Annotated in this window: 15 protein-coding genes; 8 read left to right on the forward strand and 7 right to left on the reverse strand. The window is 62.7% G+C overall.

Annotated elements, in window-relative coordinates:
• Window positions 1-16: 16 nt before the first annotated feature.
• Both P3T23_RS37420 and P3T23_RS37425 read left to right on the forward strand, forming a co-directional pair.
• The gene (locus P3T23_RS37420; RefSeq protein ID WP_429321091.1) at window positions 17-1,705 is read left to right on the forward strand and encodes a hypothetical protein; all 1,689 of its coding nucleotides are present in this window, start codon (window positions 17-19) and stop codon (window positions 1,703-1,705) included.
• Window positions 1,706-2,159: 454 nt separating this feature from the next.
• On the forward strand, window positions 2,160-2,924 hold the full coding sequence (locus tag P3T23_RS37425; protein ID WP_429321092.1) for a glycosyltransferase family 2 protein: 765 nt from the start codon (window positions 2,160-2,162) through the stop codon (window positions 2,922-2,924).
• Window positions 2,925-2,971: 47 nt separating this feature from the next.
• Here P3T23_RS37425 and P3T23_RS37430 read toward each other — a convergent pair whose 3' ends face one another.
• The gene (locus P3T23_RS37430; RefSeq protein WP_429321093.1) at window positions 2,972-3,946 is read right to left on the reverse strand and encodes a lysylphosphatidylglycerol synthase transmembrane domain-containing protein; all 975 of its coding nucleotides are present in this window, start codon (window positions 3,944-3,946) and stop codon (window positions 2,972-2,974) included.
• A 575-nt stretch (window positions 3,947-4,521) separates the two neighbouring features.
• On the opposite strand from P3T23_RS37430, the gene P3T23_RS37435 reads away from it, so the two are divergent.
• The 3 genes from P3T23_RS37435 to P3T23_RS37445 all read left to right on the forward strand — a co-directional run bounded on the left by P3T23_RS37435 (window position 4,522) and on the right by P3T23_RS37445 (window position 7,905).
• A complete protein-coding gene (locus tag P3T23_RS37435; RefSeq protein ID WP_429321094.1) occupies window positions 4,522-5,688 on the forward strand; it encodes a porin in 1,167 nt (388 codons plus the stop codon).
• A gap of 330 nt (window positions 5,689-6,018) precedes the next feature.
• The gene (locus tag P3T23_RS37440; RefSeq protein ID WP_429321095.1) at window positions 6,019-6,525 is read left to right on the forward strand and encodes a hypothetical protein; all 507 of its coding nucleotides are present in this window, start codon (window positions 6,019-6,021) and stop codon (window positions 6,523-6,525) included.
• A gap of 54 nt (window positions 6,526-6,579) precedes the next feature.
• Window positions 6,580-7,905 carry a DUF2325 domain-containing protein gene (locus P3T23_RS37445; protein ID WP_429321096.1) on the forward strand — a complete coding sequence of 442 codons (1,326 nt, stop codon included), beginning with the start codon at window positions 6,580-6,582 and terminating at the stop codon, window positions 7,903-7,905.
• A 22-nt stretch (window positions 7,906-7,927) separates the two neighbouring features.
• Here the strand turns inward: P3T23_RS37445 and P3T23_RS37450 are convergent, their stop codons facing one another.
• The 6 genes from P3T23_RS37450 to P3T23_RS37475 form a co-directional block, all read right to left on the reverse strand.
• Window positions 7,928-8,326, reverse strand: coding sequence for a winged helix-turn-helix domain-containing protein (locus P3T23_RS37450; RefSeq protein WP_429321097.1), 399 nt, complete (start codon window positions 8,324-8,326; stop codon window positions 7,928-7,930).
• Between the two features lie 59 nt (window positions 8,327-8,385).
• Window positions 8,386-8,955, reverse strand: a complete 570-nt coding sequence (locus tag P3T23_RS37455) for a nitrogen fixation protein NifQ (protein WP_429321140.1) — start codon at window positions 8,953-8,955, stop codon at window positions 8,386-8,388.
• 185 nt (window positions 8,956-9,140) lie between these two features.
• Complete coding sequence (locus P3T23_RS37460; protein WP_429321098.1) at window positions 9,141-9,632, reverse strand: molybdopterin-dependent oxidoreductase; 492 nt, start codon at window positions 9,630-9,632, stop codon at window positions 9,141-9,143.
• A gap of 219 nt (window positions 9,633-9,851) precedes the next feature.
• Complete coding sequence (locus P3T23_RS37465; RefSeq protein ID WP_429321099.1) at window positions 9,852-10,280, reverse strand: TOBE domain-containing protein; 429 nt, start codon at window positions 10,278-10,280, stop codon at window positions 9,852-9,854.
• 156 nt (window positions 10,281-10,436) lie between these two features.
• A complete protein-coding gene (locus tag P3T23_RS37470) occupies window positions 10,437-10,712 on the reverse strand; it encodes a winged helix-turn-helix domain-containing protein (RefSeq protein WP_429321100.1) in 276 nt (91 codons plus the stop codon).
• 22 nt (window positions 10,713-10,734) lie between these two features.
• The gene (locus P3T23_RS37475; RefSeq protein ID WP_429321101.1) at window positions 10,735-12,147 is read right to left on the reverse strand and encodes a PLP-dependent aminotransferase family protein; all 1,413 of its coding nucleotides are present in this window, start codon (window positions 12,145-12,147) and stop codon (window positions 10,735-10,737) included.
• 164 nt (window positions 12,148-12,311) lie between these two features.
• Between P3T23_RS37475 and P3T23_RS37480 the strand changes: the two genes are divergently transcribed.
• The 3 genes from P3T23_RS37480 (at window position 12,312) to P3T23_RS37490 (ending at window position 15,776) form a co-directional block, all read left to right on the forward strand.
• On the forward strand, window positions 12,312-14,624 hold the full coding sequence (locus P3T23_RS37480; protein WP_429321102.1) for an FdhF/YdeP family oxidoreductase: 2,313 nt from the start codon (window positions 12,312-12,314) through the stop codon (window positions 14,622-14,624).
• 203 nt (window positions 14,625-14,827) lie between these two features.
• On the forward strand, window positions 14,828-15,208 hold the full coding sequence (locus P3T23_RS37485) for a PAAR domain-containing protein (RefSeq protein WP_429321103.1): 381 nt from the start codon (window positions 14,828-14,830) through the stop codon (window positions 15,206-15,208).
• Window positions 15,201-15,776 carry a PAAR domain-containing protein gene (locus P3T23_RS37490; RefSeq protein ID WP_429321104.1) on the forward strand — a complete coding sequence of 192 codons (576 nt, stop codon included), beginning with the start codon at window positions 15,201-15,203 and terminating at the stop codon, window positions 15,774-15,776. Before P3T23_RS37485 ends, P3T23_RS37490 begins: the two co-directional genes overlap by 8 nt.
• The last annotated feature ends 2 nt before the right edge of the window (window positions 15,777-15,778 follow it).

Below are 15,778 nucleotides of genomic sequence, written 5' to 3' on the forward strand. Positions count from 1 at the left end.
CGTACGGAGACTATCAATGCAAACCACCGCCCTTCCCCCGAAGACTCGCCATCCTCTCGTTGCTGGCCGTCGACCACTCGTTGCGCTCACACTCGTTGCCGCCAGTATCGCCGCGCATGCGCAACAGTCTTCTGTCGGTGGCGAAAGCCGCTTTCAGCCAGGTTTCCTGGTGATCAGCCGCAGTACCTACGACAATCTGTCGAGCAACGTTCAGGTCGGCTCGATCCTGCCGCCGAACTGCGCGAACACGATGGGAGGCTGCTCTGCATCAACCGGTGCGCCCAGCGACGGCATGTATCCGTACGTATGGAACAACGACGGCTATGACGGCAGTTTCGGCATTACGTCGCGGATTTTCCTCGATCAGATCACGCCGGGAGGCGGGTTCGTGAGCACACTCGAAGTGCCTAACAGCCTGCAGAAGGGTTTCGCGCGCGACCAGATGGTGACCAGCTTCAGTTCGAAATCGGAACTCGGCCTGCATCTGTCCACCGACGGCAAGTATTTGACCTTCATGGGCTACGTCGCGCCGGTCAATACGCTCGACGTATCGAACTCGAACACTCCGGGTGCGATCGATCCGACTAACCCCGTTGGAGAGAATATCTATCGTGCTGTCGCTCGCGTCGACCGCGATGGACATTTCCGTTTCACCGAAACCAACGCCTATAGCGGCAACAACGGTCGCTCGGCGATCCTGAACGACAGCAACGGTCACGACATCTTCTACACGGCGGGCAATGCCGGCAACGGCGCCAACCCGCAACCGGATCGCGTGATTCTCGGCGCGGGCGCCCAGTTCATCGATGCATCGAAGCAGCACGAAGCGCAGCAGGATCCTGGCACACCGACGCCGCTCGGCAGTTTCTCGGTCACCGAACTCGGCGCCAAAGCCGACAAGATCGGCAAGGACGACAACTTCCGCGGCATGACGGTATTCAACAACGTGCTGTACTTCACGAAGGGCAGCGGCAGCAACGGCGTGAACACGGTGTACTTCCTCGATACGACGGGTAAGGCCTGTCCGTCGGGTGTAGGTGTGCCGTCGGCTACGGCGACGCTGCCCACCGCGCCGCTCGCCTACAACCCGGCCACGCTGCAAACCAGCGGCCTGCCGAGCAACATGTGCGTGCTGGCAGGTTTCCCGTCAACCCCCAACAAGTCCGCGACGTCGCTCTCCTACCCGTTCGGAGTCTGGTTCGCCGATGCCAATACGCTCTACGTGGCCGACGAAGGCGACGGTTATACCGGCGGCACGGACCTCTATTCGCACGCGGCCGCACAGACGGGCGCCGGCCTGGAGAAGTGGGTGTACAACGCGGCTGCGAAAAAATGGACACTGGCCTACACGTTGCAGGCGGGTCTGAATCTCGGCACGCAGTATACGGTGCCCGGCTATCCGACCGGCTCCAACACGGCGACCGGTCTGCCCTGGGCACCCTCGACAGACGGCCTGCGCAACCTGACCGGACGCGTCGAGGACGACGGCTCGGTGACGATCTGGGCGATTACGTCGACGGTCAGCGGTAACGGCGATGTCGGCGCTGATCCGAACAGACTGGTAGCGATTCGCGACGTGCTGAAGAACACCACGGCTGCCGGTGCTGCGCGCGAGAAATTTGTCGTGCTGCGCAGTGCGGGGTTTGCCGAAGTGCTGCGCGGGGTGTCGTTCACACCGGGCACGGACCTGGATCACCGGTTCTGATATCGCGATGTTGTTTTGAAACCGAACGGGCGGGCGGTCGGGAATCTGCCGCGTCCGTTCTGCGATGTCAGCAGGTTGGCGTGGCCGAGACTGGCCACGCGCCGGGCAGTGTGGGTGGCCCGGGATGCGCGGTATCTTCGCTGCCGCCGATTCGATTGATCTCCCTCGTACCCGCGGTTAGCCACTCTCAAGCACCGTCAGGATTCGTTCTCGTTGTGCTGATCACGCAGTCGCCACAATCGCGGAATGATTGTCTGGTAGCATGGCCTTCGCACTACGCAATTTGCGAAACAGTCAGTACGCTCCTGCCGGCGGATCACTGAGAGTTCTTCGATTCGGCAACGCGTTGGATTGCTGGCAGGCGGCCCATGCCGGATCGCAAACTGTTTTCATGATCGGCCGTGGCCCCGGGTTCATGGGGCTGTTTTCTCGCATCGTTCATCTGCCATCCCGCATGACCGACAATCCCATAGTGTCCAGCCGTCCCCGTGTTTCATGCATTATTTGCGCATTCAACGAAGCGCCCCGGATCGGCGCGGTGCTGGCGGTTGCATCCGCCCATCCGCTGCTGGACGAAGTGATCGTGGTCGACGACGGCTCAACCGATGGCACCGCCGAGGTCGTCAGGCGTTTTCCTTCGGTAAGGTTGATTACATCCCCCTCTAACCAGGGCAAGAGTGCAGCGATGGCGAAAGGCATCGACGCCGCGCGCAACGAGTGGCTGATGTTGCTCGATGCGGATCTCAAGGGACTCGCTCCCGGACACATCACGGCGCTCGCCGCTCCCGTTCTGAGTGGCGCCGCGGCTGTCAGCATGAGCCTGCGGGAAAACAGTCTGCTGGTGTTTCGCGCAATCGGTCTCGACTTCGTTTCTGGCGAGCGAGTGGTCAGCAAGGCCTTGCTCGGGGACACGCTCAATGAAATTCGCGGCTTGCCGCGCTTTGGAATCGAGGTGTTCATGAATCGCCGCATCATCGCGCGGCGACTGCCGATCGCGGTCACGCACTGGCCTCACGTCACGCAGGCCCGGAAGACCGAAAAGCTCGGCTACTGGAAGGGTATGCGCGCGGAATGGCGCATGATCGCCGACCTGTTGAAGGTCACTTACCCGCTCGCACTCCTTTCGCAGACGTTTCATCTGTTTTCGTTGCGGGTCGATCATGCCAGCCGCGTGCCGTTTCTCGTACGGATCAGGAAGCCGCGCGGCAACCTGGCCTGAGCTGCGTCGAGGGGCCAGCGCAAGCCCGTTATTAGCGTGAACAGGCCCTATTCCGCCGCCGGCATTCGCGAACGCCGGCGCCACTCGAGGGCGGCGAAGCCCGCGGCGCCCAGCATCAGCGGGCAATAGAGCGTGGCGAAGCGCCACAGGACCAGCGCCGTCGCCATCGTCGCCCGCGGCACCCAACTGGCGAACACCGCGGCTAGTGCAAGATCGCCGCCTCCACCGCCGGCGGGGATGCCGGTCCAGAGCGCGGCATGCAGCACCACCGCCTGCACCGCGAGAACGAATCCGGGCGGCAACGGGTAGCCGAGCTCAAGCAGTGCAAACCACAGCGCGCCGTAGCGAAGCAGCCATTGCAGTGTGGTGAGCAGCACCAATGCGAAAAACCGGTCGCGAGGTCCGGTCATGAGGCTCGCCCATTGCGCGCGCACATTCTGGCGGAAACGGGCCAGTTGGGCCGTCCGTGCCCTGAACCACAGAATGCGGCGGCAAACGGCGTCTAGCGCGTGCTCAAGAGGCCGGCGGGAAACCCATAGCGTACCCACAAGAATTGCCGCGCTGGCCACCACTCCCGCGATGATGGAGAGGTTGATCCCCGGCAGACCCGTCGCTAGCGGGCCAACCAGGGACAACAGGGCGATCGGCACTGCTACCGCGAAGAACGTCAGGTCGAGCACCTGGTCGGCGCTGACGACTGTGGTGGCCTTCGCCCACGAGGCCCCTGAGCGCTGGAGCAAGCCGATATTGACGCCGTACCCCGCGGCTCCGAGCGGTGAGACGAGAAAGGCGAAGTCAGTCACGAAGGTGATGGCGACCGTGCGCATGAAACGAAGCCGCAGGCCAAGCGCGTTTTGCAGCAACTGCAGCTTGCCGGCCTTGGCCAGCGCACTCACGGCGGCGCTCGCGGCCAGCAGCAGAAACACATGCGCAGGTACGGCCCGCAAACCGGCCGCCAACTCATGCGCCCCCAGCAGGAAAGGCGCGGCCATCGCCAGTCCGCCCCCGAGCAGGGCCAGCATCAAGGCGGCACTACGGACGCGGGATCCGCTCAAACGGGCCGCCCTGGTGCACGCTGAAGGGCGGCGAGCGCCGAGGTCCGTGCGTCGCTCAACAACGCCGACGCGGTTGGATTTTTCATCGCAAGCTGAGCTTGGGCAGGCTGGGGCATGTGCATGCGGATCGGTGGATCATGACTGCAGCGTGATGACCTGGATGGGCGCGAAGCGGAACAGTGGAGCGCGCTGCACTGTCCCGCTATCGGGCGCTGTGGTTCGCTAAGGGGCACCATGGGTCGCGATCCTACCAGTATTTTCTAACGCGATAATGTCGGGTTTGTTCAAGGCATTGCGCGCGGAGACCTTCGCTCTCGACCGACGTTTGAAGCGGTGCCTGGCGAGGCGGGCACTCGTCAAGGCGCGGCGCCTCGCGTGCCCGCCTCAGCTCTCTCGAACACGACTATTGCTACAGAATTATTAAAGTCTGTTCCGGATACCGCAAGAGTGTTCCTCGTCTGCTGTCATTACTTTGACGCGCGCGGATTTCTATACTTGGGGTCGACTTCCTCCCGCGGCTTCCAACACCATAGAGTTTCCTCGTGAAAAAAATTCCTCTCGTCATAGCGGTATCGTCGGCGCTTGCTGCATCGTCTGCTTACGCACAGAGCTCCGTGACGTTGTACGGTCTGATCGACGCCGGTCTGATGTACACCAACAACGTCGCCAAGGGCGGCACCTCGGGCTCGCTCTTTCAGGCAACGAGCGGCAACATCAACGGAAGCCGCTTCGGTTTGAGAGGCGCCGAGGACCTCGGTGGTGGTCTCAAGGCCATCTTCGTGCTGGAAAACGGCTTCAACGTGCAGAACGGCAAGCTTGGGCAGAATAGCCGCCTGTTCGGTCGTCAGGCATTCGTGGGCCTGAGCAGCAGCGAGTTCGGCACTGTGACGCTGGGCCGCCAGTATGATTCGCTGGTCGACTTCGTCGCGCCGCTGTCGGCCACGGCTGGGACGTTCGGCGACACCGGCTTTGCGCACCCGTTCGACAACGACAATCTGAACCACTCGGTGCGGATGAGCAACGCGATCAAGTACACGAGCAACAACTACTCAGGCCTGAAGTTCGGCGGCCTCTACGCGTTCTCGAACAGCACTGACTTCTCGATCAACCGTGCTTACAGCGCTGGCGCAAGTTTCAACTATGGCCCGTTCAACGTGGCCGCCGGCTACCTGCAGATCAACGGTTCGAACAGCACGACGAATACCGGCGGCGCAGTTGACCTGGGCGAATCGACCGCGAACGGCACGGGTGGTTTCCTGCTCGGGTCGAACGTTCAGCGTACGTTCGGCGCAGGCCTGAACTACACCTTCGGTCCGGCAGTGGTGGGTTTTGTCTATACGAACAGCCATTTCCAGGGCACCAACTCGTTCAATCTCAACAACGGCTCGCAACGTTTCTCCAACTATGAACTGAATGCCAAGTACACGCTGACACCGGCGATTACGCTCGGCATCGCTGACACGTACACCGACGGCCGTCTGTCGGGCGCGACTCTTGCGGGCAAGCCTGCGTTCGGCACGGATCCGAAGTTCAATCAGGTCAACCTGCAGGCCGTCTACGCGTTTTCGAAGCGCACGGATGTTTACGCCGAAGGCATGTATCAGCGCGCTATCGGCCAGAACTATGTCGCGTTCATCAATACGGCGGGTGGCGCGTCGTCGACGGGCAATCAGGTGGTCGGCACCGTGGGACTGCGCACGCGTTTCTAAGCTTGTCTGCGTGAACGTGAGAGGTCTTTGCTGCAACGATTTCTGCAGTTGAAAGCGTCCCGCCTCGGAACCTCACCTGCAGGTCGTCCCAAGGCTCCCTGCCTTCGGCCTCGTATGCGATGTACAACGCCGGTTAGTCGCACCTGTTGCGACTAACCGGCGTCATCATTTCTTCACCGACACGACATCTTCATCCACCACGTAAAGCGTGACCGCTCTTACACCCGTCGTTATATTCTGCTGTATATTACGACTCATCGACCAGCGATGATGCAGTTCGCCGTCCCTGGAGGCGGCAGGGGGCATCGAGCCATTTCGAAGAGGCGGGACATGAATGAGCCAGATGAGCCGGTGCCAGGCGATTACCGGTATCGCCAGCACGAGTTCGCGGGAAAGATCACGCCGTTGAGGCCGGCCGAGGATGGTCAGCGCGCGGAACTGATCAGGGATGTGGTCGATGCGTTCGTGCGCCTGCGCGGCAGCGTGTTCCGCTTCACGGCGATGCTGGCCCGCGACGCCGCCGCGGAGCCGCGCGCATCGGTGCCGTCGCAGCCCGTCGCGCCATCGTTCGGGACGCTGCTTTCGTCGCTCGCACATCTCGCGAGACAGGCGGAATTCGCACGTCTCTCCGAACTGGATCAGATCATCGAGCGTGCCGCGCAGGCCGAAGTCCATCGGGACGTCATCTTCCTGCAATCGCCGGCCGCCAGCGAGGTCATGCTGCGCAGCGCCGCCACGGAACTCGAGCGGCTCGATGCCGCATTCATCGGTCTGTGTGTCGAACATGTCATCGAACGCCATGCGCAGTCGCGTTCGAGAGCGGCCGCAGCGGCCTGAGCCGGACACTGCACGTCACGCTCCCGTCGAAACTCAATCCGAACGAGGTTCCTGATGGACGCTCCTCCTTTCCGTCTCGCCAGGTCGCCCTCCGGACAGCCGGATTTGCGGCACCTTCATCCGCTACATGAGCACTGCTGCGAACCGGCCGCGACGAAGCAACCGGCCGCGCCGCGCCGGACGCGGCTGGCGGAACTCGACATGCACATTCACTGTTCGGTGATCGGCACCTGTCTGAGCACATCCGAATTGCGCAAGCTGGTGCCGCGTTTCAAGGATCTTGACCGCGACCGGGCGACCGACCTGCAGATTCACCATGCCGCCGTCGAACTCGCAGTCGAGGGCGGTGAGGGCGCCAAGGCGGTGCACAAGGCGCTCGACAGCCGCTACGCGGTGGCGATCAAACGTTTCAGTGCGGTAAAGGATGTCGACGGTCTGCGCGGTCTGTGGGCCGAAGCGCTCAAGGCGGGCGACGTCCCACCAGCATACTGGGCCGTCATGACGCACCCGTCGACGACGCTGGAAATGCGTCAACTCGCGTTTGGCGACGTCCACATGCTGTCGCATCTGGTGGGGGCATCGAACCGGGCCGATATCCGCCGCCTGGTTGCCCTCGAAGGGGACAATGCGGCACTTCGGAACAAGGTCGAGCGCCAGCAAGGCCGCCTGCACGAGATCGTCACGCAGCGGGACGCCACCATCCGCGAACTGGAAGAGCAACTGAGCGCGGTGGCCAGCCGGCAGTCGCCCGCCCCGAATAGCGACGCGGACGAACAGGTTTCCCGGCTTCGCCATGCGCTTGAGGAACGGGACGAACGCGTGGCGCTGCATGCCAGCCGTTGCGAGGCCGCGGAGCGCCGGCTGAGGGAAGAGCAGGATCGTTCACAGGCCTTGCGGGAGCGCCTCGACGATGCGTTGGCGTCCCTCACGATACTGAGGGACGAAGCCAGTGCGATGGAAGAGGCCGTGCTGCAGTCCATTGAGGATGCGTCAGCAAACCAGTCGCCACTCAGGCAGCTTGAGGGCAAGCGTATCGTGTATGTTGGCGGCCGTCCTGGCTCCAATGCCGCGCTGCGGCAACTCGTGGAATCGGCCGGAGGACGGCTGGCCGTGCACGACGGCGGGGTGGAAGACCGCAAGGGCATCCTGTCCGCACTGGTTCCCGGCGCGGACATGGTGGTGTTTCCGGTCGACTGCATCGACCACGACTCGATGAATACGCTTAAGCGCCTGTGCGACCGTCATCAGGTGGCTTACTACCCGGTTAGAACCGCGAGTGTCGCAAGCTTTCTGGCGTTGATGGCGCGCGAGCAGGCTGGGGATGCGGATCTGTCGTCATGCCAGAAGCGGGTTTCTGCGTTCTGTCTGCGGCACGGCTAGGCAGCGGCCGGTCCTGACGCGTTCAAAGCGCCATCAGTCTCTTCAGCGCCGCGATCTGTTTTGCGCAGGCCTCATGGGCTTGCACTTCGACGTCGCGATAGAGACGGATGATGTCTTCGCCGACGGGCGTCAGAACGCACCCGCCTCCACTCTGGCCGCCCTGTTCGGAAACGGTCGCGGGAGACTTGAGCGAGCGGTTCAGTTCGTCGATGAGCAACCACGCACGGCGGTAGGACATCTCCATACTGCGGGCCGCGGCTGAAATCGACCCGTGCTCCCGCACGGCTTCGAGCAACGCGACTTTGCCGGGGCCGAGCGCGACGGTGTCGCCTTTGCGGATGCGCATCCGGAATTGCACCTGCGGCCCGGTTTTCTTGAGAGGATCTCTGGGAGTCAGGGATTTAGCCATGCGCAAAAGCATACACGAAGCCCTGCACGACGGGCTGCCGGGCAGGCGCGGCTGGAGCGGTGCCGGCCGTGCTAACGCCCGGGCGGAAAGCAGATGGCGAAGTCCTCGCAACCGGGACAGCCTGGAGCGGGACCGGGCTCCTCGCCCAATGAAAACGCGAGCTGCTGGGCGAGGAATTTTTTCCAGCGCAGGTTGGCGACGTTGCGCGCGACAAGGGTCGGGAAATAACGCTCGAGCATCGCCGATACCTCTTCACGGCCGCTCAACCCGAGGTCGCGCCACAGGTGATCCGGTCTCAGGCACGCATGAGCGATGATCGATGCGAGGCACTGGGCGTCGTCGACGACGACGGACTTGTTGGCGTGCTGCAGCAACAGGGCGCGCAACGCTGCCACAAAGTCGGCATGGGCCGCATCGTTCAGCGGTATCGGGCTCATGTCACGGGACGCTTCCGGCAGCTCGCAGTGTGCGAAGTGTCTTTCGAACAGATCCGTCAGTTGCGCACGCGACAGCCCCAGCAACGGCAACTCGCCACGCATCTCGCGCGCTGCAACCAGTCGGGCGAACAGTACTGCATCGGGCGTTGCGGCGTCAGTGGCGCAGGCGACCAGTTCATCGCTGCGCTGCGCACAGGCGCGCATGACATCGCAGGCTTCGTCTGGCGTGGGGTGTGTCGTCGCGGAGCGGACCGGGGAGTCACGGTTCGAGGCGTTGTCGTCGTGCATGGTGTCGACGTCGAGGGTAGTCGCGTCATGGTACTGCGGATGGCATTCCTGTGCGCGCAGCAACGCTCGCGTGCGGCGCGACGTCTACGAGGCTTGCCCGTTCACGGTTCGATGATCCGCGCCACGATCTTCGCAAGCCGCTTGACGTGACGCGGCGCCGGCAGGATGTCTGCGCCGGAGAACAGCACGGGCGCACCTTCGTCGACACTCAGTGGCCGGCCGCCGCATTCATGCGCGACGAGCACCCGTTCGCCCACTGGCGTATTGAACACTTCGTGCCATGAAAATGTTACCGCGTAGCCGTCGTGTGCGATCGCCACGAAGACCATCCGTTTGAAGTCGCCTGGCGAGTCGCAACGCAGTCCCGCCAGACCGATCAGGTCTTTCAGCAACACGCCCCGATACCGGTCGACTGTGCGAATAAAGCGGTTCGTCGTGAAGCAGCGCAGATCGAAAGGATCGGCGAGCGTGCTCCCATGCTGCCTGAGATCGTCGATGGAAATCGACATCGGGCGCAATACGGCGCCCGTCAGCGCGATCACGCCTTCGATAGCCTGTTCGTCGGGTACTGCCGCAGTGCCTGCGCTCTCCATTGCCTTTTCTCCTGCGTCTTGCGAAAGCCGGTTGGCTCATCGCTATATCCGCAGGTATATTACGATGCGATCGCGCGCTGTGGTGTATCGAATCGATCGATATCCATCATATCGCGCGGCATATTCTGGATCTGGCGCGGCCACACCCGTCACGCGTCTACTTTCGCACCGAAATGAAACGGTACGTCCGCCAGCGATGGCGGCCGGCGCATCAGGGCCTTATTGATCGATGCCGACGATCACGCTCGACGCCTTGAAGATCGCGACGGCGGGTTTGCCGCTGGCAAGCCCAAGGCGGTCTGCGCTTTCGTTGGTGATGATGGCTGCGACCTGCGTGCCACCTTGCGCCGTGATGACGACTTCCGAGTTGACGGCGCCTTTGGTCACCGAAGCAACGTTGCCAGCAATGCAGTTGCGCGCCGACACCTTGCTGCTGTCGACATCGACCATCACGATCACCGACGATGCCTTCACCAGCGCAAACGCTGGCGTGCCGGCGGCCAGACCAAGCGATGCGACGCTGCCGTGCGTGATGATAGCGACGATGGTGAGGCCCTCCTGCGTGCGCAGCGTGATTTCATCATTGACGACGCCTGGCTTGACGGCGGTTACCTGACCGACAAAGTGGTTGCGGGCGCTGGTTCGCATGGTCATCTCCGTGTGCGGGATTTCCCCCGTGCCCAGGGAAAACGGTGGTTGATGGTGTTTGCACGAGTGTACCCGGGAACCTGCGACCGGCACACATGGCCAGTCTGGTGGCGGGACCCGCGACCACGGACATTGCTGTTCTGCACGCCGCAAAGGTCAGCCGGCGGCGGGCGGCAAGCCGGAAAAAACGTCGGCGCACAACGCACGTCCGGCATCGCTCAGGCGCGCGGTGCCGGTGCCGTCCTCGCTGAATGTCGTCTCGACGAATCCGCCATCGACGAGCGCCGTCAAGTGACGTCGCAAGCCGCTCATCGGCACATCGGCCTGCTTCGAGAGCTTCGCGAGCGACCACGCGCGCCCCGGCGTCTCATGCTCCGCGCGCCACAGTTGCGTGAGTACATCGATCAGCACAGGATCGATATCATCGTTCATCTGCGTCTCCTTGCGGGCCGTTTCAGGCCATTTGTGCGACGAGTTCGCCCAGCGTTTTCAGCGCGTCTTCCGTCTGCGCCGTCCACGGATAACTGTAGTTCAGCCGGATGAAATGGCGAAACACGTTGCGTGTCGAAAACATGTAGCCAGGACCGATCGTGATGCCGCGGGCAAGCGCAGCCTGATAGAGCCGCATCGAATCGACGCGCTCTGGCAGTTCGACCCACAGCACATAGCCGCCTTGCGGCGCGGACGTGCGCGTCCCGGCGGGAAAGAAGCGCTGAACCATCGCGGTCATGATGCGCGCCTGTTGCCGGTACACCCTGCGCACATGCCGTAAATGGCGATCGTAACCGTCCTGGCGGAGATAGTCCGCGACCGCGACCTGCGGCACGGAAGGCGTCGTCAGCGTATTGAGAAACTTGAGCTTCTCGACCTGCGCCCGATATCGTCCGGGCATTGCCCAGCCGATCCGGTACGAAGCCGTCAGGCTTTTCGAAAACGACGCGCAATGCAGCACGAGCCCTTGGGTGTCGAAGTTTTTCAATGTCGAGGGCCGCGATTCGCCGAAGTAAAGCTCCTGATAGACATCGTTCTCGATCACCGGAATGTCTTGCGCGCCGAGCAGTTCGACGAGTCGCTGCTTCCGTTCGTCCGGCATCTGGAAACCCAGCGGATTCTGGAAGTTCGGCATGACCATGCATGCCGCGATCTTCTGGCTGGCGAGAATCTGTGCGAGTGCGTCGAGATCGATGCCATCGACGGGATGGGTGGGGACTTCGATGGCACGCATGCCGAGCCGCTCGATCGCGTGAAGCATCGCGTAGTAGGTCGGCGATTCGACGGCCACGGTGTCGCCCGGCTTCGCGACGGCCTGCAGACTCAGGTTGATCGCCTCGGTTGCACCCACTGTGATGATGATTTCGTCGGGATCGACCGGTACGCCGTTTTCGGCGTAGCGCCGCGCGATCTGGCGGATCAGTTCGGGATTGCCGGGCGGCAGGTCGTCCATCAGGTTCCAGCTTGCATGACGCCGGGCGATTGCGTTCGCGTACTGGTTGATGCGGCGCCACGGAAAGAGCGACGGGTCGGGATAGGGCGAGCCGAGCGGCATCGCATCGTTCGTGCGGATGCTGCGCAGCGTCGACAGCACGAGGCGGCTGACATCGACTTCCGAGGCGACCGCGGGCGGCGCGGAAGCCGGACTGCGCGCGGTGCGCGCAGGTCCTGGTTCGCGAACGAAGTAGCCCGACTGTGGTCGGCTCTCGACGACACCCCGGCTTTCCAGCAATGCGTACGCATGCAGCACCGTCTTGATGCTGACGCCGTGCTGCTGGCAGGCCTTGCGCACCGATGGTATCCGCTCTCCCGCCGCGAACACGCCGCGCCGCACGGCTGCCTCGATCTCGTCGGCAAGTTTTTCGTAAAGCTTCACGGGTTCTGGTTGCGGGTGGAATGACGCAAGTCTATGTCAGATTGCCTGTAACTGTATCCCTTCAGTTTCATGTTTTCTGTGTGCCGCGCCATTTTTGGAACACAGTACGCTTGCGTTCATCCACCTTTCCGTCTGCTTATCAGGCTGTTGCCAGCCCCAAAGTCATGAAGAAACCAGAAGCCCGTATCGAACCGTACACGCATCCGGCGGCAGGCTGGGGGGCGCTGAAGTACGTTGCCATCAATCTCATCAAGGAAAAGGTCGCGGGCGGCAACTACCGGACGCTACTCTCCCAGAACCAGCCGGACGGCTTCGATTGCCCCGGTTGTGCCTGGCCGGATCGCGAGCACGCGTCGACGTTCGAGTTCTGCGAAAACGGCGTCAAGGCCGTGGCCGCCGAGGCGACCGGCAAACGCGTGACGCCCGCCTTCTTCGAGGAGCACACAGTTTCGGAACTGATGGGGCAGTCCGACTTCGAACTCGAACAGCACGGCCGGCTGACGGACCCGCTGGTCTACGATGCGCTCCGCGACCGCTACGTGCCGATCGGCTGGGACGGGGCGTTCGACCTGATCGCCGGGCATCTCAAGGGACTCGACGATCCGGACCGCGCGGCCTTCTACACGTCCGGCCGGGCGAGCAACGAAGCCGCGTTCCTGTACCAGCTGTTCGTGCGCATGTACGGCACCAACAACTTCCCCGACTGCTCGAACATGTGTCACGAGGCGACGAGCCGTGGCCTGCCGCATACGGTCGGCGTCGGCAAGGGCACCGTGACGCTCGACGACTTCGAACACGCCGATACGCTGCTTCTGTTCGGGCAGAACCCGGCCACCAACCATCCCCGCATGCTCGGCGAACTGCGCGAGTGCGCGAAGCGTGGCGCGACCATCGTGTCGATCAATCCGCTGAAGGAGCGCGGGCTCGAACGCTTTGCCAGCCCGCAGCACCCGGTTGAAATGCTCACGATGGGCAGCACGAAGATCAGTTCCGTTTTCATCCGGCCGAAGGTTGGCGGCGACTTTGCGCTGATCAAGGGCGTCGCCAAACGCGTGATCGAACTCGACGACGAAGCTGTCGTGTCCGGGCTGGAACGCGTGCTCGACGTGGACTTTATCGCCGCGCACACGGTCGGCTTCGATGCGTTCGCCGACGATCTGCGCGCCGAAAGCTGGGACACGATCGTCGCGGAAGCGGGCGTGCCGTTCGAAGAGGTGCTCAAGCTCGCCGACATCTACGCGCGGGGCCGCGCGGTGATCGCGACGTGGGGCATGCGTCTCACGCAGCACAAGAACTCCGTGCCGACCGTGCAGATCCTGTCGAACCTGATGATGATGCGCGGCAATATCGGCCGGCGCGGCGCGGGGCTGTGCCCGGTGCGCGGACACTCGAACGTGCAGGGCGACCGCACGGTCGGCATCGAGGAACAGCCCACGCAACAGTTCCTCGACCGGCTTGGCGAGGTCTATCGCTTCGAACCGCCACGCGAACATGGCCTCGATGTCGTCAACACGATTCAGGCGATGCTCGATGGGCGGGTGAAGGTGTTCATCGGACTCGGCGGTAATTTCTCGATCGCAACGCCGGATACGCCGCGCACGTGGGAAGCGATGCGTTCGTGCGACCTGACCGTCCATATCACGACCAAGCTGAACCGCAGCCATCTCGTACACGGTCGCGATGCGCTGATCCTGCCGACCCTCGGCCGCACCGAAATCGATCTGCAGAATGGGGTCGCGCAGGGCGTGAGCGTCGAGGACTCGATGAGCATGGTGCACATTTCCTACGGCATGAACCGGCCGGCCTCGCCGAATCTGCTGTCGGAAATCGCGATTGTGGCGCGCATGGCGCATGCGACGCTCGGCAGCGACAAGGTCGACTGGCTCGCGCACGCGAACGATTACGCGCTGATCCGCGACGGCATCGCAAAGGTGATCGACGGCTTTGACGACTACAACGAGCGCCTGAAGCATCCGGGCGGTTTCCATCTGGGCGTCGCGTCCCGGGAGCGGATCTGGAAGACGCCGAGCGGCAAGGCACAGTTCCTCGTGCACGCCATCGCGGTCGATACGCCGATCCACCGCGCCCGCGCCCGGCACGGCCAGCGCCTGATGACGCTGATGACCACGCGCTCCCACGACCAGTACAACACGACGATCTACGGTCTGGACGACCGCTATCGCGGCGTGTACGGCCAGCGCCGCGTGCTGTTCGCGAACAGGGAAGACATCGCGATGCTCGGCTTTGCGGCGGGCCAGCGCGTGGACATCACGAGCGTGTGGGATGACGGAATCGAACGTCGTGCCGATGGCTTTCTGCTCGTCGAGTACGACATTCCGCGCGGATGCCTCGGCGCGTACTACCCGGAGACGAATCCGCTCGTGCCGCTGTCGTCGGTAGCGGATGGGGCCGGCACGCCTACGTCAAAGTCGATTCCGGTGCTGCTGACGGCGTGTGTGGAGGCTGTGGCGGCCTGACTGTGCAGGTTGCACGTAACAGAAAAGGCCGTTCCGCTTACGCACGGGGCGGCCTTTTTGTTTGGGCATGGTCGGACCATCCGCGCGACTGATTGAAGCCTGTCAACGCCTGACGATTTTTGACAAAACATCTGAGGAATTGCGGTTACTCTAGCGAGGCCACCCTGTCGGGCGCGGCGTTTATTTACGTAGGAGACTTAAGCATGTCGGAACAGCAGAACAGCGAAACGACGTACCATTTTGTCACCATCGGTTCGCACACTGAGCGCGGCGGGCGCGTCACCCGGGTAACGACCACGGCAGAGTATCAGGGGATGGCGCTGGCCCGTGTCGGCGATATCGTCACCTACGAGGTCGGCAGCGAGGCTGCCATCGCTGACGGCGCAGGTTCTGCCGCCGTGTGGGATGACGCGCCGTTTACCCTGGTCGGCTCCCGTCTGAGCAACGGCGATACGATCACAGAAACATTGCAGGATGAATGGTGCATCACGGTTCGCGATGGCGAACAGATTCCCGGCCTGTTCGATCCAGCATACATGCTGCCGCTGAGCGCCACCACGGATCGAGGAAGCATTCATGCGTAGAGCAGCGGTCCGCGACGGCGATCCTACAACAACGGGCGGGTATGTCATTGGCACTTCGACCAGGATTAACGATCAGAGGAAGAAGGTTGCCCTGACTGACGATCACGCCACCTGTGGTAACTGCAAGGGTACATACAGGATATTCGGAACCGGAAAAGGAATGTCGGACAAGGGACGGGCGGTGGTTGTCGATGGCGATTCCGTACTTTGCCCGTGCGGAAAGAACCGGGTTGTCGTCGGCAGCAATCCGGGAATCTTTCTCAACACCGACCGGGGTTCGACGGGCGCGAGCAATGCGGCGAGCGCGAGCAGCCTTGCCGCCGCAGTATCCCCATCGCAGGCCGTTGATGAGGCGAAGCATACTCGCTGGTGCTTGGTGTGGGACCAGGTTACTGGCGAGTCGATGGCCAATCGGGAGTTTGTTGCCGATATTGAAGGCGTAAGACAGTCCGGAAAGACGGATGGACAGGGCTACGCGAAGATCGAGACCAACGGCGAGCAACCATTCAACATCCATGTCATCTTTTCGTCGCCGAAGCGCGTCCTGAAACCCCGTCAAGGAAATTAGTC

The sequence above is a fragment of the Paraburkholderia sp. GAS448 genome (assembly GCF_050435685.1).
GTDB lineage: Bacteria > Pseudomonadota > Gammaproteobacteria > Burkholderiales > Burkholderiaceae > Paraburkholderia.

Coding starts and splice junctions, on each gene's coding strand:
- P3T23_RS37420 (WP_429321091.1), top strand. CDS start 17: ATGCAAACCACCGCCCTTCCCCCGAAGACTCGCCATCCTCTCGTTGCT.
- P3T23_RS37425 (WP_429321092.1), top strand. CDS start 2,160: ATGACCGACAATCCCATAGTGTCCAGCCGTCCCCGTGTTTCATGCATT.
- P3T23_RS37430 (WP_429321093.1), bottom strand. CDS start 3,946: ATGCTGGCCCTGCTCGGGGGCGGACTGGCGATGGCCGCGCCTTTCCTG.
- P3T23_RS37440 (WP_429321095.1), top strand. CDS start 6,019: ATGAATGAGCCAGATGAGCCGGTGCCAGGCGATTACCGGTATCGCCAG.
- P3T23_RS37445 (WP_429321096.1), top strand. CDS start 6,580: ATGGACGCTCCTCCTTTCCGTCTCGCCAGGTCGCCCTCCGGACAGCCG.
- P3T23_RS37450 (WP_429321097.1), bottom strand. CDS start 8,326: ATGCTTTTGCGCATGGCTAAATCCCTGACTCCCAGAGATCCTCTCAAG.
- P3T23_RS37455 (WP_429321140.1), bottom strand. CDS start 8,955: ATGCGCGCCTGTGCGCAGCGCAGCGATGAACTGGTCGCCTGCGCCACT.
- P3T23_RS37460 (WP_429321098.1), bottom strand. CDS start 9,632: ATGGAGAGCGCAGGCACTGCGGCAGTACCCGACGAACAGGCTATCGAA.
- P3T23_RS37465 (WP_429321099.1), bottom strand. CDS start 10,280: ATGCGAACCAGCGCCCGCAACCACTTTGTCGGTCAGGTAACCGCCGTC.
- P3T23_RS37470 (WP_429321100.1), bottom strand. CDS start 10,712: ATGAACGATGATATCGATCCTGTGCTGATCGATGTACTCACGCAACTG.
- P3T23_RS37480 (WP_429321102.1), top strand. CDS start 12,312: ATGAAGAAACCAGAAGCCCGTATCGAACCGTACACGCATCCGGCGGCA.
- P3T23_RS37485 (WP_429321103.1), top strand. CDS start 14,828: ATGTCGGAACAGCAGAACAGCGAAACGACGTACCATTTTGTCACCATC.
- P3T23_RS37490 (WP_429321104.1), top strand. CDS start 15,201: ATGCGTAGAGCAGCGGTCCGCGACGGCGATCCTACAACAACGGGCGGG.